This window comes from bacterium, from assembly GCA_040755755.1.
In the GTDB taxonomy this organism is placed as follows: Bacteria; SZUA-182; SZUA-182; order DTGQ01; family DTGQ01; genus DTGQ01.
The window spans coordinates 1-21,434 of sequence record JBFLZW010000065.1 but is presented as its reverse complement, the minus strand read 5'-3'; the positions used below and the strand labels follow the sequence as shown (position 1 = coordinate 21,434).

The window sequence follows — 21,434 nt, the reverse complement described above, 5'->3', positions numbered from 1 at the left end:
CCGGAGAGTGCGGCGCAGGCATCGGTGCCGATGAAACCGGCGGCTTCGATCCAAAGACCGGGAAAATAGTCTATCACCTGATCGAAGGCAATTACGTCAATGGGGCTGCCAACGCTGCCATTGGCTGTCGCTCCGGGGATCAAAATGCAGGCTATGTCACCATCATCAACAACGAAGTCACCGGTGGTGGCCGCAATGGCCTGGGCAGCGGCATCGGGATGAATGGAGCGCATGCTTCAAAGATCAGCTCAAATCGCACCTACGCTAACCACGAAGCTGGAATCGGCCTTCGCAACGGCGCAAGCTGCGACCTGATCTCCGGCAACACCGCATATGAAAACAATGCGGCTGGCATAGGTCTTTGTGAAGGGGCTAAAGTCACTGAAATCAGCAGCAACGAGATTCGCGATAACGGAGCGGCTGGTATCGGGCATGATGGGTCCAAGGGCAGCGTGGTGGTGGAGGTGGAGCATGGAAACAGGATCAGCGGAAATGGCGGGGCAGGCATTGGCATCGTGTCTTCCAGGGTAACCGAGATACGCTCCAATTTGATCGAGAACAATTCCGCACCGGGCATTACCCTCATTGCGGGATCGACCGCCGGTCTGATCCTTGGCAATACCCTCGATCACAACGGCGCATCCTGTCACGCCGGGATATCGGTCCAGGATGGCTCTTCGGCCACAATCAAAGATACCACCATCAGCTTCAGCGGTGCGGTGGGCATCGGCATCTTCGATTCCGGAACCTCGGTAACGCTGGAAAACTGCACCATCAATGACAGCAGTCAGTGCCAATACGGGCCGAATCTGACTGTTCAGGCCGGGGCAAAAGTTACGGCAACCGGCTGCAAACTGACTACAACCACAGGCTCTCCCAATATCATGGCCAGCGACAGCGGTACCATTCTCACCATGTCGGGATGTACGGTCCAAAAAAGCGCCAAGCCGGGGCTGGTTGCCAGCAAAGGGGCAAATATCACTGTCCGTGACACTCTTTTTGATACTAACGGCGCAGATGCCACTGCCAGTTTGGTGATCGATGGCTGTGAGATACATCTGCACGGGGTCACTGTCCAAAACAGCCCTCACTGGGGCCTGATGATCAGCAATTCCACCGGAAGTATCGAGCAGTGCGAATTCTCGAAAAATGCTTTTGCCGGAGGCGGCCAGATAACCATTGATCACAGCGATCTTGACCTTATCCGCAACCTGCTGCACGATCCGGCAGGGTATCACAATCAGATCAGGCTGGTCAACGAATCTTCCGGCCGTATTTACCATAATACCATCATCGGCAATGCCACCGGGGGGGCGGGGCCAGGCAATCATGGTCCCGGCGATGGCCTGTTTGTCGATGCCAGCAGCACAGCCGATGTGCGAAATAACATTTTCCTCTGCCTGCCAAAGGGAATCACCCGGGAGATCACCTACGACAATCAGGGAAGGGTCACGGCTGAGGCTGACGTGACCGCCTCGACCAACTGCTTCTTTGGGATCGTAGATGGGGGAACTATCGGTAATCGGGCAATCGTGCAGGACCCTGACCTGACTGAAGGCTATTACCTTCGGACTGGATCCCCCTGTATCGATGCTGCCGAGCGAATTCGCGGCGTGAATGACGATTTTACTGGCCGAAGCCCGGACATTGGAGCACGGGAGGGTGAAGGGCCATGCAGCGGACACATTCTGAACGTGCAGGGAGGTGAGGATTCACAGACATCTACTCTAACGGTAAAGAGCCCGTCTGCGGGAAATCAGGCTAATTCCTCCTTCTGGTCAACAGCCCTTCCCGCTGCCACGGGAGGAGGCACAGGCAGCGGCGGAACTGCCATTGGAGCATTGACCGGCAGTCCTATTGGAGTATTGACCGGCAGCACGGGAACTGTTGCAGGATGGCCAGGCAGCGAAGGACCAAGATACTCCCTACCCTACAGCTCCAGCTATTCTTCCACGGGAAGCTTTGGTTTTTACTCTCCCCTGAGCTATGGCTTTATTTCTTCGCCCGGCTTTTCCTTTTCGCTTGGCTTTTCCCTCTTCCCTTATTCTTCCTCCAGCTCCAGCCAGGCTGCATTTGGCCTGAATCCAGCTTCAATGTTTGGCTATGCCGGTTTTCTTTCACCCTTCAGCTATAAAGGCCCTTTTGCATTCTCCTGGTAGCGATAGAATGAAATCAAGAGCTCAAATACCACCTGAACACACAGGGCGGCCACATAAGGCCGCCCATTCACACTTCTTGGTATTTCTCCCGCAGAGACGCTGAGACGCAGAGGATATCATTTTCGGTCATTCTCTGCGCCTCTGCGTCTCTGCGGGAGATCCTTCTTCCATCCTTCTGATCACTGACCACTGGCCACTGGCCACTGATCACTCTTCTTCCTCAATTCTGCCTTATAGACAATGCCTTATCCAGCAAAAGGCGGGCTTCCAGGTAGTCCGGCTTCAGGCGAAGCGCATTTCGCAGGGCTGAAATTGCCTGGTCAAAAAGGCCCTGATAAAAATAGCTGTATCCTAACCCATAGTAGCCAGCCGGGTTTTTCGGATCGAGTTGGGTGATACTCTGGTACTCAGCCAAAGCCCTCTGGTATTGCCCCTGGTTAAAATATGCGCTGGCCAGATTGACGTGGACTTCGAGGCTATTGGGATCGATATTCAGGGCTTTCTGGTATTCAGTTATAGCCTCATCAGTCAGTCCCTTGGCCAGATAAGCCAGCCCCAGGTTCACATACGGCTGAATGCTGCCCGGACTCATGAGCGAAGCCTTTCGATATTCTTCGATAGCCCGGTCGTATTCTCCCTTATTGTAATAGGTCACACCAAGATTAATCCTGGCTTCCAGGTGATTTGGCTCAAGGCGAAGTGCAGCCTGATATTCGGCCTGACTCTTGTCAAGCATTCCCATATGGAAATAAGCAATACCAAGATTGACATGGGTGGAAGGGCTTGAAGGTTCAAGAGCGATGGAGCGTTTATACTCCTCTATTGCCTGGCCGATCTGGCCGATATTGTAATAGGCGATTCCCAGGTTATACCGGGTTTCCGAAGAATTGGGATCGAGATTCAGAGATTTTTGAAATTGCTCGATAGCCTGATCGAACTTGCCCATTTTCATGGAGAGCGTTCCCAGGCAATTGTAGGCCTTGGGAATGTCGGGCTTGATATGGATGACTTTTTCCAGTGCCTGCCGGGATTCTTCATACTTTCCTGCTCCAAGAAAAGCTGTGCCCAGATTAACCCATGCATCGACATGATTGGGATCGAGTTTGATCAGTTCCTGAAATTTTTGAATGGCCTGCTCATAATTCTTTTGAGTGATATAAATACTTCCCAGATTATTCAGGGCATCAGGGCATGTCGGGTTGATTTCGAGCGCTTTTTGGATCATCTTTTCCGCTTCCGTATACTTGCCCACAGCCAGGTAAACGCTTCCCATATTATTATATGGTTCATATCCTCTGGGGTTAATCTCGGCAGCCCTCTGAAATGACTCCAGCGCTTTGTCATATTCCTTGAGAGCAAAGTAAACTACTCCGAGATTATCGTGCACTTCCAGGTAATCAGGGTTCAAATCCCTGGCGATTTTAAACACCGCAAGCGCTTCCTGCTGCTTTCCGAGGCGATTATAAACCGTTCCCAGATTGTTATAAGCATTGATATAGGTGGGATCCAGCCGTATGGCCTCCTGTAATTCATGAATGGCCTGGTCAGGAAGATTCTGCTTGTCATAGATGTAGCCCAGAACAAAGTGAGTAAACACATCCTTGGGATTGGCCTTCAGCATCAGTTGAAACTGCTCGACAGCCCGGTCATAATTTCCCTGTGTATAGTAGAAAGTACCCATATTCAGGTAGTCCAGAGTGGCGATCATATCCTTGGGATCGGGCAGACGATAATGATCCTTCTTCTCATTGACCGGGACAGTCCAGACATAGCCAAGGCTTTTCAGCCGCTCCTTGGTATCTTTATCCATTTGAAACTGAGCGGAAAAGCCATCTTTGGGAGGTGAGTTTTTCTTTTGCAGCTCCACCATCCGGGCGTCCAGTTTTTTGGCCACTTCCCGCTTCCGCTCAAAAAGATTAACTTTCTCTCCGGGGTCATTCTTCAGATCGTAAAGTTCGGACTGAGGAGCCCTGATGTATTTCCAGTCTTCTGTCATCAGACCTTCCAATGGGCTCCAGTTATGATTATAGAGAGGATAAAAAGTCTCGACGAGAAATTCCTTGTGAAGAGCCTCTTTCTTCCCCTGAATAAGCCCCAGAAGGCTTGAGCCGTGAACCCGGGGCATGGTCCGGATATTCAGGATATCCATGACCGTAGGCATGATATCGATGGTCGAGGTGGTATCCTGAACGACCAAACCCGGTGGTATGACCTTGGGATAGCGCATGATCAGGGGAATATGGAGTGTAGTATCATAGATAAAAATCGCATGCGTTTTTTCCTCATGCTCGCCCAATCCCTCTCCATGATCAGCGGTAATTACGATCAGGGTCTGGTCAAGAATATTCTTTTCCTTTAAGGTGGAAAACAGTCTTCCCAGCGCATAATCAGTATAGGCAATCTCGCCATCGTAGAGATTTTTCTGGTAAATCTTGCAGAATGGCAGCGGCGGATCATACGGTGCATGAGGATCAAAGCAATGCAGCCACATGAAGAACCGGCTCCCGGAGTTCTTCTCCAGCCACTGATTGGCTGCCTGGACCACTTCTGCGGCTGGCCGCTCATTGTATACCATGATTGACTGATTGGAATCCTTTTCCAGATAGTCATCATAATAGTCGAACCCCTGACCCAGTCCGTACCGGCTGTCCAGGACAAAGGAACCGATAAAAGCTGAGGTGGCAAACCCGTTTTTCTTCAGCACCTCGGCCAGGGTCTCCAGTTGACTGCCTGCCTCAAAAGTCCCGTTGTTGCGCACCTGATGATAGACAGGATAGAGGCCGGTAAAGATGGAGGTATGGGAAGGCAGAGTTACCGGCACCGGGGTGTAGGCCCGGGCAAACCGCACTCCCTCTTGAGCTATGGCGTCTATGTAAGGGGTCTTGATCTTGGTGTTTCCGTAGCAGCCAAGATGATCAGCCCTCAAGGTGTCAAGAGTAATAACAATCACGTTACATTCGGGCGGTGACTTCGGGGATTGTGAAACCTGCGGGGTAAGATGCTGACAGCCAAAAGCAAAAAGAACAAAAACCAGACAACTGAGCCAAAACACGATGTTTCTTTTATCCGTTCCCATATTCTGATATTCCCTCATGATGGATATTCAAAAGATGATCTATGCTCGAGAGATCGTATAATTTTAATACCAGGTCATAAATTTAATTCTAATATAAACAGAGATAGATAACAAGGATATTCATTTTTCAGATAGTAAAAAGCATAAGCCATGCCAGCAACTGCCCGTAATTCCAGCAACTGCTTGTAATTAACTACCCGGGAATGAATGACAGGATTGGATGGGGTTCAGGGGCGGACAGTTTCATTCTTGGCTCCCTTGCCACAGGGGCTCCCTCGCCTTGAGGTAAGGAGCCCCTGTGGCAAGGGAGGCCGGGTGTCGGGTACTCATCAGGATGCTCAAATTGTCATGGCATTACCAATTGTAATCCCGTAATAATGCTATATTCCCTGTCGCTGGGATCTTTCGGCAAATCATCCTGGGTATTTGCCCAGTAACCCAGGAAGGTCAAGGTATGGGTTTCAGATTCCAGAATCCTGATCTCAAGTCCCGCTGTCCATCTCTTGAAGGGAGCTTGTATTTCCTTATTATCCTGCAATTCGCTGTAGTTGCCAGCTATTGAAAATTTTCTTTTCATCACAGGAGGTGTGTATTTCATATCTATGTTTATTGCATGATAATCAATGATGCCGGCACCACCTGCCTGAAGCATATTTACCAGATAATTCTCGCTCGCCTCACTATAGCCGTATTCGGCAATCTCGGATGCATCGATGTCTTCGTCTCTGAATCCTCTTCTATACCAGGAATAGGTGTTCTTGATTTCCAGATCACCCGTATCTGCTTGAAACAGTCTCAGCTTTTTAAAAACCATGTTGTTCTGCAGTTCGATCACATCAAATAATTCTTTTACCGGGGTAGAATATTTTTTTCCAGTATAGGCCAGTACCCCTATGCTGAAAAGATCTTCTCTGTTGTTGAATAAGTAAGATATCGTACCGCTGCCACCTGCTCCGCACGCACTATTGGAGTTAGTCACAGCATCGCCCTCTCCATTGGAGAATAATAAATTTAACCCGATAAATAAATTTGGGTTAACAGTTACATTTTTATCCCATCGAATTCCTACATCACTGAAAGGGATCAGCTCACTATCTATGGGTCCTATACATAAGTATCGATAATCGTAGAAATTATCTATATCAAATATGGTTGGCACGATACCGATTTTATAATCGCCAAGCAGGGTATGGTTATAACTCAGATAGCCAAGCTTGAGAGAAATCGGCTCTTCTTTTGGCCGATAACTGTTAGTCAGGCCGAATTCATATTCATAATTTCTGGAAAATTCGCACTTTTGTGACTTTAACCTGCTTTGAAAGCACACACTCAAGTCATCCTGGATCCCGACCTTAAATCCTAAATCAGCAATCAGGTCAAAACCCGCTTCGTTCCCGCTGCCTCTATTTCTTCCATTATTATGGTAAAAAGGTTTCAGAGTCAGATCCGGATCGATATTTTCAAGGCTCGGATTTCCGGCAGGATTTTTTTTCATTTGTGATTTTAACTTGCCGATCTCGGCTTCCAAAGCTGTAACGTGCTCTTGTAAGAGGGTAATACTCTCTGGCGACAGGGTAACATTGTCATGTTGTGCGTAAGACCGGCTGGGAATTAAGGCCATCAATAAGATAACTGATCCTGCTAGCACGTGATTACGCATGGTATAGCTCTCCAGATGAATAGTGCAACGGATTTTCCCTCTCGCCCTCACGTTTTCAAGAGGATTTGAGAGAATCTTGGATGTGAGCTCAGGACTCCTGACCTGATGGATTCGGCTTGGGTATCAAAAGTATCATCTGTAGTGAATTTGTTATTTGGGGCAGGCTCATGTTTTTATAATAACTCTCTTGATCTCCTCTCCTTTCTGTTTTGCCGGATACCGGGACTTTTTTATTTCATACTCCACTCACCTGCTTTTCATAAATTTTATGCGCATTTTTCATGCCTGAAAGACGGTAATACGGTAAAAAATACCTAATGCTTTGATTTTCATTGTGTTTTATTAATTATCACATCGGGAAAGGCGGGATTGAAGAGAAGTTTCATTAAGCAACATGCTTAATGTCTGACCACTTCTTGTAATCTTTTTGGTCATTACGGGAGATGGGGAGCTGGAGCGGACGGCCTCTCATTCATATTCGCTCCAGCTCTTGATTTGCAGGTCTTTCACCGATTTCTTGCAGACGGCATCCGCGAACCGGCGCGCCAACTGGATATTGGTAAAAAGCGGAATTGCAAAATCGACGGCTTTCCGGCGAATGATATAGTCATTGGTCAACTCATCTTCCTGGAAGTTTTTCGGGATGTTGATGACCAGGTCGATCTTTCCGCCGGTCAGATAATCCAGGATATTGGGTTTTTCCCCGGATAATGGCCAGTGCAGCTCTGTTACCGGGATTCCATTGTTGTGCATAAATCGGGTTGTCCCTGGTGTGGCGTAGAACTGGATGCCAAGCTCGTGCAGTTTTCTGGCACTTTCAAGAAAGGCTGTCTTGCTTTCAATCGGCCCGGTCGAGAGCAGGATGCTCTTGACAAAAGGCTGATAGCCTACTGAAATCATGGCTTTTAAAAACGCTTCTTCGAAATCGTCACCGATGCAGGCCACTTCGCCGGTAGAAGCCATTTCCACTCCCGTTGTCGGATCGGCACCGCTGAGCCGGGTGAAAGAAAACTGGGGTGCCTTGACGCCCACATATTCGAGATCGAAAACCGATCGATCGACTTTTGGCACCTGGCAGCCCATAATAATCCGGGTGGCCAGATCGATGAAATTAATCTTGAAAATCTTCGAAACAAAGGGAAAACTGCGGGATGCCCGGAGGTTGCACTCGATCACTTTGACTTCGTTATCCCTGGCGATAAACTGGATATTGAAGGGGCCGTTGATCATCAGGGCCTTGGCGAGCTGCCGGGCGATCTTCTTGATGCGCCTCGTGGTCTCCAGAAAGGTACGCTGCGGTGGAAGCACGAGTGTGGCATCTCCGGAATGAACCCCGGCATTCTCCACATGTTCGGAAATGGCAAAAACAATCAACTCCCCTTCCCGGGCAACGGCGTCGATTTCGATTTCCTTTGCATTTTCGATAAACTTGGTAATGACCACCGGATGATCGGATGAGATGCACGAAGCTTTATTGAGGAATTTTTCCAGTTCCTGATCAGTGGAAGCCACGCTCATGGCTGCACCGCTCAACACATAGGAAGGCCGGACCAGGACGGGATAACCCACGGACCGGGCAAAGGATTTGGCCTCGGCCAGAGAGGTCAGCTCCTTCCACGGCGGCTGATCGATCTTCAGCTCGTCCAAAAGCTTCGAGAACTTGTGGCGGTCTTCCGCCGCATCGATACTCAAAGCACTGGTACCCAGCACCCGGACGCCTGCCTGGTGAAGCCTGAGTGCAAGATTATTGGGGATCTGGCCGCCCATGGAAATAATGACCCCAAGGGGTCTTTGTTTTTCATAGATATCGACCACGGTCTCAAAGGTCAATTCATCGAAATACAGCCGGTCGCATTCATCATAATCGGTGCTTACGGTCTCAGGGTTATAATTGACCATAATGGTATGATAATTCAGTTGCTTCAGGGTCTTGACGGAATTGACGCAGCACCAGTCGAATTCCACCGAACTGCCGATCCGGTATGCACCGCTGCCAAGAACCATGACTGAATTCCGCTCAGTGAAGCTGACATCGTCCTCGGAACCGTTGTAGGTGAGATAGAGATAATTTGTCTGGGCCGGATACTCTGCCGCCAGGGTGTCGATCTGCTTGACATGGGGCGTTAATCCATAATTCTTGCGCAGGTTTCGGATTTCGTCTTCACCAAGCTTCACGGCGCAGCCGATCTGAGCATCCGAAAAACCATACTGCTTGGCCCTGTACAGCAGATCTTTCGGGATACGCTGCTCACCCACGCTCTTCAGGTCTTGTTCCATTTCAACGATATTTTTGATTTTGTATAAGAACCAGTTGTCTATGTGGCTTAATTCATGGATTCTCTCGATGGAGAATCCTCGTTTCATGGCTTCGGGAATGGCGAAAATCCGCAAATCGGTCGGCTCGGCCAGTTCCTCTTCGAGGTCGCTGAATTCCATCTCTTTATTCAAAACCAGTCCCCTGGCCCCGATTTCAAGCATGCGCAGGCCCTTCTGGAGCGCCTCCTCGAACTTGCGGCCAATAGCCATGACCTCGCCGACGGACTTCATCCCGGAGCCAAGCTTATTGGAGACGAGCCGGAACTTTTTCAGGTCCCAGCGGGGAATCTTGACCACCACATAATCGAGGGCAGGTTCAAAGCTCGCCCTGGTAACGGCCGTGACTGAATTTTTCAGGTCAACCAGGCTGTATCCGAGGGCAAGCTTGGCCGCCACCGCAGCCAGAGGATATCCGGTCGCTTTCGAGGCCAGGGCCGAGCTGCGGGAGAGTCTGGCATTGATTTCGATCACCCGGTAGTCCTCACAGCGGGGATTGAGTGCATACTGGATATTGCATTCACCGATGATGCCAAGATGCCGGACCGTACGAATGGCGATTTCGCGCAATGAATGATATTCCCGGTTGGTCAGGGTCTGACTCGGTGCAATGACGATGCTCTCACCCGTATGGATACCCATGGGATCGAAATTTTCCATATTGCATACGGACAGGCAGTTATCGAATTGATCCCGGACTATCTCGTATTCAATTTCTTTCCACCCTAAAAGATACTCCTCGATCAGAATCTGCCGGGTATAGGAAAAGGCCTTCTGTGCCCTGTCCCTGACCTGTTCTTCATCCCGGCAGATCCCGGAGCCCAGGCCGCCCAGAGCATAGGCAATCCGGATCATGACCGGATAGCCGATTTCCTCAGCCATCCGGACGGCATCGTTGATAGTCGTCACCGCAAAGCTGCGGGGCACCTTGACATCGATCTGGCGCAATTTGGCCACGAACAGCTCCCGGTCCTCGGTATTGACGATTGCCTCGACAGGCGTACCCAGCACATTGACGCCGTAGCGCCGAAGGATCCCTTCTTTCTCCAGGGCTACACCGCAGTTCAGAGCCGTTTGTCCGCCAAAACCCAGCAATATGCCATCCGGTTTTTCTTTTTTGATCACCTGCTCGACAAAATACGGGGTTACCGGAAGGAAATAAACCTGATCGGCAAGATGCTCCGAGGTTTGAATGGTGGCAATATTGGGATTGACAAGAATAATGGTGATGCCTTCTTCTTTCAATGCCTTGATTGCCTGACTGCCGGAATAATCGAATTCCCCGGCTTCGCCGATCTTGAGCGCCGAGCTGCCGAGAATCAGTATCTTTTGGGGCTTAGTCATCATGGTCATGGGATAATATCCTCACATTTACAGCATCCTCAGAAAGTCTTCGAATAAAATATGGGTATCCACCGGTCCCGGTGCGGCTTCGGGATGGAACTGCACGCTCATGAAGGGCTTCGATACATGGCGAATGCCTTCGTTGGTGTTGTCATTGGCATTCACGAACCAGGGCTTCCACCCTTCGGGCAGGGTCCGGCCATCGACGGCAAAGCCATGATTCTGGGAGGTGATGTAACATCGCCGGGTGCCGACCTCGATACATGGCTGGTTCTGACTGCGATGCCCGAATTTGAGCTTATAGGTATCAGCCCCTGCGGCCAGAGCGAGGATCTGGTTGCCCAGACAGATGCCAAAAACCGGCATCTGCCGTTCCATGGCCGTACGCACGTTTTTGATGGTTTCCCGGCAGATCTTGGGATCCCCGGGACCATTGGAAATGAGGACCCCGTCACACCGCTCCTGAGTAAAATCATAATCCCACGGCACTCGCCGCACGTGCAGGTGTAAGGCCAGCAAGCTCCGGACGATATTTTCCTTGCACCCGCAATCAACCAGGACAACAATTTTGCTTCCATTGCCATTGCCGTATTCAACGGGCTTTTTTATGCTCACCTGCTCCACCAGGTTCTCTTTGTTAGGGTCATCGAAGCTGAGCTCCTCATTGAAATACCTGATCCTGCCCAGCATGGTACCCTCTTCGCGCAGTCGTTTGGTGAGCATGCGGGTATCGATATTGGAGATGCCTGGCACATCGTGCTCCTTCAGCCAGTCACTCAGGCTTTTGCCGGCGCTCCAATGGCTGAAATCACAGGAATATTCCGAGATGATCAACCCCCGGATATGCACCTTGTCAGACTCAAACCACGCATCCAGTTGATCGACAATCCTCTTTTCCGGTACGCCGTAATTGCCGATCAAAGGATAGGTGAGAACCAGAATCTGGCCGTGATAGGATGGATCGGTCAGACTTTCGGGGTAACCAACCATGCTGGTGTTAAAGACAACCTCTCCAGCCACCGGTTTTTGCGCCCCGAAGGAATATCCGGAAAATACGGAACCATCCTCCAATTCCAGGTGGGCATTGACTTTTCTACTTCCCATATAACCTCCTGCAAGCCGTCGAAAATGAAGTAATCGGTTACGACCGGTGGCAAAGATATGCGGAAAGACAGGTTGGCGTTGTCTTGGTTTGCTGCTCCTGTATCCACATGCCGAATGAGTCGACAGCGGCTTTCTGCTGCTGACTTCCCCTGTCTTTTATCCGTTCATCGCTCAGGTAAAGAATGCCTTTATAAATAAAGTCATACAGCCACTCACGGTTCGCTGGAGTCAAAAAGTCACCCAACCGGGGTTGAAGAGCATCGATATCTCTCAGCATCCGATAGACCTGATCACTTACCTTGTAGGTGGTAAAATATGGATTGTGCGGTGAAAACAGCTCGATAGTTTCAGAGGCGACCCTATGGTTGGATTCCACCCTGAAGTAAAGGTCATGAGAGAGAAGGATAAATTTATTGCTGCTGTGGCCATTTTCAAGGAGTTTCCTCTGGTCGAAATATTTTTTCACCTGCTGATGGATCGGGGATGTCGGATTATGAATAGTCCGTGTGTAGTACGAATCAGTCTTGCCTTCCGGCAGACGGCAGATCAGGATATAACCGAAATTAACCGCCGTCATCTTCTCTTTATGGAAATTCCTGAGCCATTGGGCCAGTTCGGCGTTATATTCTTCAAAGCTCTGGCCAAAAGGAGCATGGCTGTGGGGAACCGAGAAAAGAATATCATTGCGATTGGCTGTCTGAAGAACCAGTTTGTGGGCCGCTCCGCCTTGCCACCAGCGGTCGAGCTTGGATTGATAGCTCTCCACATCGACCAGATCGCTCACGATGAAGAGTTTACCGTCTTTTGCCAGGTGATGGGCACTCTCTTTGATGATACGGCTTAAAATGTCCTCACCCCTGCCGCCGCCGTCCCGGAAGCGGTATTCACTCTTGGGACTTGGTACGAAGGGAGGATTGGCCAGAATAGTGTCGAACTTCCTTCCCCGGACCGGCTCGTACAGGTTTCCCTTGCAGAAACGGACATTCCGGATGCCGTTGAGTTGGGCGTTAAAGCGCGAGAAGCGGATGCTGCGCGGATTAATGTCCACGCAGGTAACCTGACGGGCATAGCGGCTGGCCACGAGGCCCTGGACCCCACTGCCGCAGCACAGATCAAGGAGCTGATCCGCATCACACTGCGGGGCAGTGTAGACCAGCCCCATACTGTCCAGACCAAGATACATCACCGGGCTCTCGTCGATCTGATCTTCCGGCAGGATCATGAAGCGGTGGTCAGTGGCCAGATACAGGCCCTCGGCACAGAACAGGTCAACCCGGGAAGCGTACTCTTCTCCCCGCCGGATCAACATGCCCAGAGAGACGAGGATTTTGAACAGCTCAGCGGTGAAGATTTCGCAAAGTCTTTCCTCCGGCAGCGCTGCACGAAGCTGGAAAAGCCGGATCAGGTCAGCAAGGAGCACCAGCCCGGGATCTGCCGGTTTTGATCCGGAATTATCGGACTCGGAATCTTCAGGCCGGGATTCTCCGGGCAGAAGGAACTGGTCGTAATAGCAAAGGCGCGTTGGTTCGATCTCCTGAAGCGAGTTGATACCGAGCAGGGAGCAGATGTTCTCTTTGGTGTATCCGGCCCGGCTCAGGCACTCATTGAGTTTCAAAAGTGCCTGCCGTGCAGAGAAGTTTTCATCCTCAAAAGGCGCAAATGTTTGATTGCACTCTCCTGGCAGTTTTGAATCCGCACCAGGCTGCTGCAGGTGTCCATGTTTTGGCTTGATGCCAAAGGCACCCAATTGATCGATGGCCCACTGAACACGCCGGTCAAATTCGAGAGTCGTAAGACGAAGCCTGAGGCGCAGTGTTTCCCACTCCTCCTGCGAGGCATTGCTCACCGCTAACAGGATTTTAACCTCATCGAAGGTGTATGATGATGGCTTACGGTGTTGACTCAGATCAACCAGTTTGGATTTGCCGAGGGGATCGAGCAGCAGGACTACATTTTCCGACAGTTGTGTCCGCAAGGGGCCGGAGAACGGGGTCTCCGGGAACAGTACACTGGTTTCCTTATACAGGCCACCAAGTGAGGACAGGTTCCGCAGTTCCTCATCCGACCAGGGGCACTCTGTGGTATCCCCAAAGAATAAAGCCCGGTCGAGCTTTTCCATGAGGTCTGTCACACCGGGCTGTTCCGGAGGAAGTCCCTTGGGCATCGCGCTTTCTGCCACTCTCTTTGCGTTTGCCTCATAGGACAATACCGGAACATCCCGCTTGGAAATCCAGTAGTTTTCGAGCGACAGATAGTCGATGTCTGTCGAGAGAAAGGTTTCGATCGCCTCTTTCGGTGTCTCCACAATTGGCTGACCTGCCACATTGAAGCTGGTATTGAGCAGTACCGGCGGCCCCTTTCGCAACTCGACCAGTTTATGACAGAGCTGGTAGAAATAGGAGTTGTCTTCCTCCGTGACCGTTTGCACACGCCCGGTGCCATCCTGGTGAGTTACCGCAGGAATCTGCTTCTGAAGCTCCTTCTTGATCATGGGAACTACCAGCATGAAAGGTGAGGCCACCTTCTGCTCGAAGACTTCCGAGATGTTTTCGAGCGGAATAACCGGAGCAAATGGCCTGAATGCCTCCCTGTGCTTGACACGGGCGTTGAGAATGTCTTTCATTTTCGAGAACGTGGGATCGACCATAATGGACCGGTGCCCCAGAGCACGGGGCCCGTATTCGGAGCCTCCTTCAAAACGGGCAACAATGTGGCCGTTCTTCAGGGCTTCGGCACTGCGGGCAATCATTTCAGAGGGCGTCAGTTCCTCGGCCATGATCGAGGATTCAAATTTCCTGACGGCGGCAGATACCTCATCGGCAGTATAGCCCCGGCCAAGAGTCGCTCTGCGCATTTGCGGGCGTTTGTCTCCGCCCTCGATGGTATGATACGCCCATAGAGCGCTGCCTGCCGCAATGCCGCTGTCTCCAGCAGCAGGAAAAATAAAAATATCGTCAAGCTTGAGATGATGCAGCAGTTGGTAATTGGCTACCGAGTTCAGACCTACACCACCGGCTATGCAGAGCTTGCGAAGGCCGGTCTGCTTCATGGCCAGATCGACAAGGTGAAGCAGGACCTCTTCGAGTTCCTTCTGGACCTTGTAGGCAAGGTCAACCAGGTATGGCCGGAAATACGCCTTGCCCTCGCCCCGGTCATAGCGCTTTTCAAGCGCAGCCACTTCCAGGAAAATGTCATAGGCGGAAATACCCAGACTATATGAGTCCTTTTCCGCGCGAATCCAGCGGTGCCAGTTAATCTGCTCGCCGCCGTAGGGTGCCAGCCCCATCAGCTTGCCAGCTTCTGCAATGCGTAAAGCCGGGCCAACGGAAGTTACGAAACCGGCTTTGCGGGTAACGTATTCGTAAATAAAACCGAGTGTTGAAAGCCCGGCCAGGTGTGCAGCGACTTTTTCAGCGTGCAATGGAGTGATCGTGGTGCCCCGGCCCTCATAGAGGGTATAGGACTCGGTCCGCTGGCTGGCGTCGGTGCTGCCGGTTGCATCGACCACAAGGATCAGCGCCTCATCGAAACCGGATGGCCAGAAAGCGGAATAGGCATGCGCCAGATGGTGACTCGGAATCCTGAGCACTTTATCGGCAACATACTTGAGAAACGTGTTGCGAATAATATCAGGAGCAATGTCCTGACCGGGCATGTTCGGAGTAATTGTTGCCAGATTTTCTATTTTTATTTCGCAGGTTTCAAGGCAGTAGCGACAAGCCTCTACAGGAACCTGAATCTGGGACGTTACCGGAGATTGCAGCATATAACCTACGCTGTGTTTGTTACGATCAAGCCGCTCCTGCTCGATGGCAACGACAAGCTCACCATCTTTGACGATAGCCACCGAGCGATCATGGCCCATATTGATTCCCATATGATATTGTTTGGTATTTGTGTTATTCATGATTTACTCCTCTGCTTTTCTCCCCGTGTTTCCGGTACAGATATCCCTTTTACTATAATGATAAGCTAAATGATAAATTATTTGGTAAACTCATTGTCACTCCGAGCAAAGTGAGGAACCTTGAATCCTGCCACCGATTCAGGATTCCCTGCAGTGAAGCTCCTCGAAATAACAGAGTTAGAAGTAAAGATCAGCATTATGTTTCTTAATATATGCATTTCCGCTTGTATGCAAAGCACATGCCATATTCGAATAACCATAGGTACCAAGAATGCAGAGATATCCTCTGCCCAAGTACACGGCAGAGGAATGACGCGAGCCGTTCAATAAACTCCAGCCCTCTCCCCCCAAAATGGGGGTGAGGGAATGGAGGAGGTCTATCCCCGCGTCATTCCCGCGCAGGCGGGAATGACGCAGGAGACTCCGTATCAGGGAGTGGCCACTTATCCGGTGCGTTACGGACTTGGCGAAATGACTAGTAAGGCACACGGGAATACCCGGTGTTCTTGGGGTTCTTTTCGTATGATCTGCTGAACATGCCAAAACCTTTGCTTACAAGAAGAGATTTGAAGGAGGTAAAAATTATACATTTTTGCACAGCACTTATGACATATGAAAATCCAGGATCAGGTATGTGTTCACAATTCAAATTGGTTGGTCATACGCAAGATTAATGCCTGAATGGGAAGATATCTTCCACAAGGTGAAAAAAATGTATACTAAACCATACGTCTTACCATCACTCACACCTGCGAAAAGTATATCTCAATACATCTCTCATAAGGTGATCGATGAACGTGGTACAACACCAGGGCATGACCCGGCCATGACTGCTCGAAGGATTATGTTAATTATTTGAATTCACGGACAGGATTCTGCTGCGGCAGCAATCGCGGAAGTTATTGACTCCGATAAAAAACTCCCTCATCATGATTACCCAGTAATACTGGCCCTTGGGAGTCAGGAGGATTTGCCCGGCATCAAACCGGATGCCGCCAGCGAGTTTGAAGAAAAGGATTTCCAGCCAGAGGTAACGGGAGAAGCTCCCCCTGAATTTGGCTTTCAGCCCTTCGATGTCCAGGCACCGGCCAAACAGCTTCATGAGAAAATCATAGCGCATCTGCTCTTTGATGGGAAAGGCTTTTTTAAAGCCAAGGGGCAGCCTCCCCTGCCTGAGCTCTCTGATATACTCCCCAGGATCAAAGGTATTGGCATAGATGCAGCCGTTCAGGTAGCCGAAAGCGCCGCTGCCTGCGCCGACATATTCATCGTAATCGACAATGTATTCATCGATCATACCCCCGGTCCGGGAAAAACACCAGGCCGAGGCAGGCTGAAACTGACCGGTCAGTTTTTCGAGAATTTTGAAGTAGAAGGCCCGCTCCTTGCGGTAATCTACCCTGCCCAGCTTCTCGGAAAGTGCTTTCTGCGTGGATGCTGAAACCATCAGGGGATAAAAGGTGATCTGATCGACCTGAAGATCGAGCAGGATATCCAGATCCTTCTCCAGCATGGACATGGTCTGATTGGGAAAATTGAAAATCATGTCCACATTCAGGGTGTCAAAATTCCCTTTAGCCAGATGGATTTTCTCCCGGATTTCCTGGCCGCTGCCATACTTTTCGTATCGGTCCACGGAGCGAAGGATTTTGTCATCGAAGCTCTGGACCCCTACCGAAAGCCGGTTTGTTCCAAGGGATGTCAGCACCTCCAGCTTTTCCCTCGTCAGATGGTTGGGATTGGTTTCCACGGAAACTTCGCGGACAGAGTACAGGGAGCGCACCAGGGCCAGGGTCTTTTCAAGCTCATCCAGCATGATCGTGGGCGTGCCGCCTCCGATATAGACGCCGGTGCAGTCATACCCCTTGTGGCGATAGATTTTCAGCTCCTCCCGCAGGGCCGCAAAGTAGCTCCGGGCCAGCGGTTCCTCGAAGGGATAGCGGTTAAAGGAGCAGTAAGGACAGAGCCGTTCACAGAAAGGGATATGAATGTATAAAAGATACTTCTTGTCCCTGGTGTTATCCGCAAGCTCAATGCCCCCGTCTGCCTGAAACTGAAGGTAGCGGGCATTTTTCTGCCTCATGAACCAGGTGATGAAATTTTCTATTATCATTACTCCTGCCTTGTATAATCAACTCCCCTGCCTCAATACCGCCTGGACCTGATCCAGAAGCTGTCTGGCATTGGGCAGGTCAGGTCTGAGCCGAAGCGATTCTTCGTACTCTCTGGCTGCCTGGTCCCAGGCCCCGGAGGTCTGATAGGCAATACCGAGGTTGAGATGGGCTTCAGCGTAATTCGGCTGGTATTTAATGGCTTCCTGATATTCGGCAATGGCCTGGGCAACACGGTTTGATCTCATGTAGGCTATGCCAAGGTTAAAGTGGGCATTGACCAGACCCGGCTTGATCCGGAGTGCGGTCAGGTTTGCCTGAATGGAATCTTCCAGGTTGCCGGCCCGAAGATAGCATGCTCCGAGATTCAGATGTGCCTGCTCGTTATCCGGCTGAATCAGAAGAGCCAACCGGAACTGCTGAATGGCTGCCTGGACTTGTCCGGTATGGAAGCAGGCCAGTCCCAGGTTCAGGTATCCTTCAAATCCATCCGGATTCACCCTGATCGCGGACTGAAGGATCTGGGCAGCCACCTCGTGCATTCCCTTGAGACTGCAATTTGAGGCCGCATTCAGCAGGAGGCGATAATATCTCTCCCTGATCCTGGCATCGGCGGGGTCGAGGAGGTAGGCTTCCTTGATCTTCCTGGCTCCCTCTTCCTGCTTGTTTCTGAGCAGATCCATCTCTGCCAGGGCATAGTGCTTTTGAGCTTCGAAGGCTTTCGGAAGGGTATCTTTGAGGCTCCCCGCCTCAGCCGCAGGCGCAGTCAGCAGGGATGCAAAATCCAATCCGCGCAGGGCATTCAAGGCTTGCAGGTGCTCGTTTATGGTTTCCTGATACAGGAGTTTGGGTGCATGGAACTCCAGCCAGGTAGTGTCGTCCGTATGGGCACAAGCCCCTTGGACATAGCGGGCCGCTCCTTCCTTACTCATGACAAAGCGGGCCAGCAGGTCATCCGGCCTTGGCAGGCCGACAGTTTTTAATTCCCGGTGCAGACTCTCTCCAGCCATTTTCCGCTGCACCAGTTGGTAGTCAAGTTTGATTTCACCTGTGCCGCCAATGAGAAGGTAATCGATGCCCGGTCGTGCCTCCCAGATGGACAGGGAGGGGAAAACCTCCCCAAAGGCTTTGACCACGCTTTGCGAACTGGCCATGTCCAGGTTGCAGGTCTGGAGCCAGATGCAGCACAGGCCAGTCCCGTTGAGCCGCTCCCGGCAGAGCTGGAAAAATTCGCGGGTCAGAAGGCCGGACATCCCGGCAATCCAGGGGCTGCACGGCTGGGAAATGATCACATCATACTTTTGATCGGTCAGGGCAAGGTGCTCCCGGCCATCGCCGACGATAATCCGAAGCCGGGGATCATCGAGGCTTCGCCCATTCACCTCATTGAAGCAGGCAGCCGCCCTGATCACGGCAGGTGAAATCTCGATGCAATCCAGGTGCTTGACCGTCGAATATTTTTCAGCCGCACCCAAAGTTACTCCGCTGCCAAGGCCCAGCACCATTACCTGCTGAGGGTCCGGATGAAGCAGCAGGGGAATATGGGCCAGAAGGCGCTGGGTACAGTTGTCCTCACGGGAAGAAGCATCGGTTTTGCCATTCAATTGCAGGAACAGTTGCTCTCCCTTGTCCTTTTTCACCGAAACCGTAGTCTGGGCATCCTCCTGGTAAAAGAGGAGGTCTGCCTGGTTCAGGACGATTTCCTTCACGCTCTGGCCAGACCCCTGGCGGCTGAGACCGGCATAGACCCGTCCATAGACATAGGGTGCCCCCGAAATCAGGGCTTTATTCCATTCCGGCTGGGTAATAAAAAAGAGCAGGCCGCAGCCAAAAGCCAGCGGAAAGGCCGCTGCCTTTTTAATCCCGGACAGGGAGGGGGAAAACAGCAGGGCCGATGATCCGAGGAAAACGTTGACCATGCTGGCCGCCAGCATGGTTTTCTGAATGCCAATGGCCGGAATCAGGAACAGGCCGGAGGCCACGGTTCCTGCAACGGCCCCCAGGCTATTGGCCATCAATGTGGCACCGACACCGCCCCCCGGACGGTCCGTGCCCCTTACATACATTGTGGACATCAGGGGAAAAATCATCCCCAGCAGCAGGGATGGAAGAAGCATCAGGAAAAACAGACCGCTCAATTCTATGGCCTGCAGGGCGGCAAAGTTGTTGCCGAAAAGGTTGAACATCGGGATCACAACCAGGGTCAGCTTTTCGAAGAAGGGTGCCAGGCCGAACGTTGCCCCGCCGACTCCGATTTCAAGCAGGCCAAAAATCAGGACAAGATCCTTTCTCCGGTCAATGAGCCTGGCCGCACACATGCTCCCCAGAGCCAGCCCGGCAATGACCGCGGTCAGCATCAGGCTGAAAGCATAAACTGTAGAGCCGATAATCATAATGATAGCCCGCGTCCAGGTAATCTCATAGACCAGGGCCGAGGCACCGGAAAGGGCCATAGCCAGGAGAATCAGCGGGGAGGACAGCGGAGAGGAATCCCGGAAGGGGAGATCGATGCCATCAGTCTGTGCGGGTGCGGATGCCGATGTCACGGCATCATGGCCTTCTTTGCCGCTCAGGATCAGCACCCATCCGCAGATGAGAAATTCAATCAGGGCAGCCAGGTAAATCGTCTTGCTGACCCCCAGATGCGGAATCAGCCAAAGGCCGCTGACCAGGGCTCCCAGCGCGGCACCGAAGAGATTCAGCCCGTAAAGCTTTCCTATCAGGTTGCCGAATTGATCGGGCTGGCGGATCAAAAACCTGCTGAGCAGCGGAAGCATGGCCCCAAAGAGCGCAGCCGGGACAAGCAGGACAGCGCAGCAGACAGCGAACCTGGCCAGAATCATGGTGCTCTGGCCAGCCTGGGCATTCTGATATAATGATGACAGCAGCGGCCTGGCCAACCGAAGCAGAAAGGGAAGCGCCAGGGCATACAACCCCGCCAGCCCCTCCAGTATCCCGTAGAGCCAGAGAGAATTGATCCGGCGGTCAGCCACCTTCCCGCCGGCATATCCGCCAATGGCCATGCCAGCCATAAAAGCGGCCACGGTTGCCGTGATTGCTTCCGTGGAATTGCCCAGGGTGAGGCCGATCAACCGGGACCAGGTAATCTCATACAGCAGGCCACAAAATCCGGAGAGAAAGAACAGAGTCAGTATCAATTGCGAAATCTTGCTATTTTTTGCCATCCCTTTATCCTTCTTATTACTTTGTGAAGCTTATCGGCAATTTCCTTCAATTAACCAATCACCGCAAGCTATCCATATGCACTCAAGCTAAATAATAAAAAGGATTCAGGAAATTGTCAAGGAATCCGCGGAGGTTATTCAACTGCACCGTATGGCAGGCACCTCTCCTGAGAATTCAGAAGTCAGGAGCCAGGAGCCAGGAGTCAGAATAAAGGCTTTCTTTTCTCCTGATTCCCGAATACGAGTGGAGGTTTACACCGTCTCGAATTGCAAACTTTTGAGTGTGTGCGGCGAGACCCGCTTGCTTAAGCCCAGAATCTCGATTCCCACTCCATTTTCATTGGCATCGTAGTCGAGAATCACACCTGGTTTAATCTCTTCAGAATCAACAATAATAGACTCATCCAGCCGAAAGTACAGGGCATCATTCTTCTCATCTATCTTAAGCCGAATGGCACTTACATAAGCTAAGCTTATAATATAGAGAGAACACAAAGCGCACAGGGGAAAACGATCTCCCGCAGAGACGCAGAGGCGCAGAGAGCAACCAATCCGGCAAGGGCCTGATGAAAGTC

9 protein-coding genes are annotated in these 21,434 nt (G+C 51.3%); 1 reads left to right on the top strand and 8 read right to left on the bottom strand.

Features of this window, described 5'->3' with window-relative positions; genetic code table 11:
• Positions 1-2,159 (top strand): right-handed parallel beta-helix repeat-containing protein (locus tag AB1611_18685; GenBank protein ID MEW6381609.1); only part of this gene is annotated, 2,159 nt, incomplete at its 5' end.
• 220 nt (positions 2,160-2,379) lie between these two features.
• On the opposite strand, the gene AB1611_18680 is transcribed toward AB1611_18685, so the two are convergent.
• From AB1611_18680 to AB1611_18645, 8 genes are all read right to left on the bottom strand, one after another.
• Positions 2,380-5,235, bottom strand: a complete 2,856-nt coding sequence (locus tag AB1611_18680) for a tetratricopeptide repeat protein (protein MEW6381608.1) — start codon at positions 5,233-5,235, stop codon at positions 2,380-2,382.
• 346 nt (positions 5,236-5,581) lie between these two features.
• A complete protein-coding gene (locus tag AB1611_18675) occupies positions 5,582-6,895 on the bottom strand; it encodes a hypothetical protein (protein MEW6381607.1) in 1,314 nt (437 codons plus the stop codon).
• 468 nt (positions 6,896-7,363) lie between these two features.
• Entirely contained in the window at positions 7,364-10,555 is a 3,192-nt protein-coding gene (gene carB, locus AB1611_18670) for a carbamoyl-phosphate synthase (glutamine-hydrolyzing) large subunit (protein MEW6381606.1), read from the bottom strand.
• 24 nt (positions 10,556-10,579) lie between these two features.
• Positions 10,580-11,656, bottom strand: coding sequence for a glutamine-hydrolyzing carbamoyl-phosphate synthase small subunit (gene carA / locus AB1611_18665; protein MEW6381605.1), 1,077 nt, complete (start codon positions 11,654-11,656; stop codon positions 10,580-10,582).
• Between the two features lie 37 nt (positions 11,657-11,693).
• On the bottom strand, positions 11,694-15,563 hold the full coding sequence (locus tag AB1611_18660; protein ID MEW6381604.1) for a carbamoyltransferase C-terminal domain-containing protein: 3,870 nt from the start codon (positions 15,561-15,563) through the stop codon (positions 11,694-11,696).
• 847 nt (positions 15,564-16,410) lie between these two features.
• Positions 16,411-17,676: a coproporphyrinogen III oxidase family protein gene (locus tag AB1611_18655; GenBank protein MEW6381603.1), complete on the bottom strand. Its 1,266-nt coding sequence runs from the start codon at positions 17,674-17,676 to the stop codon at positions 16,411-16,413.
• 18 nt (positions 17,677-17,694) lie between these two features.
• Positions 17,695-20,859 (bottom strand): fused MFS/spermidine synthase, encoded by a 3,165-nt coding sequence (locus AB1611_18650; GenBank protein ID MEW6381602.1) that lies wholly within the window; start codon positions 20,857-20,859, stop codon positions 17,695-17,697.
• Between the two features lie 252 nt (positions 20,860-21,111).
• Positions 21,112-21,434, bottom strand: a 323-nt coding sequence (locus AB1611_18645; protein MEW6381601.1) for a DUF2283 domain-containing protein, incomplete at its 5' end; no start/stop codon positions are given.

What these genes read in the sequence shown, in the direction of transcription:
- AB1611_18680 (MEW6381608.1), bottom strand. Translation starts at nt 5,235, where the DNA reads ATGGGAACGGATAAAAGAAACATCGTGTTTTGGCTCAGTTGTCTGGTT.
- AB1611_18655 (MEW6381603.1), bottom strand. Translation starts at nt 17,676, where the DNA reads ATGATAATAGAAAATTTCATCACCTGGTTCATGAGGCAGAAAAATGCC.
- AB1611_18660 (MEW6381604.1), bottom strand. Translation starts at nt 15,563, where the DNA reads ATGAATAACACAAATACCAAACAATATCATATGGGAATCAATATGGGC.
- AB1611_18650 (MEW6381602.1), bottom strand. Translation starts at nt 20,859, where the DNA reads ATGGCAAAAAATAGCAAGATTTCGCAATTGATACTGACTCTGTTCTTT.
- carA (MEW6381605.1), bottom strand. Translation starts at nt 11,656, where the DNA reads ATGGGAAGTAGAAAAGTCAATGCCCACCTGGAATTGGAGGATGGTTCC.
- AB1611_18675 (MEW6381607.1), bottom strand. Translation starts at nt 6,895, where the DNA reads ATGCGTAATCACGTGCTAGCAGGATCAGTTATCTTATTGATGGCCTTA.
- carB (MEW6381606.1), bottom strand. Translation starts at nt 10,555, where the DNA reads ATGATGACTAAGCCCCAAAAGATACTGATTCTCGGCAGCTCGGCGCTC.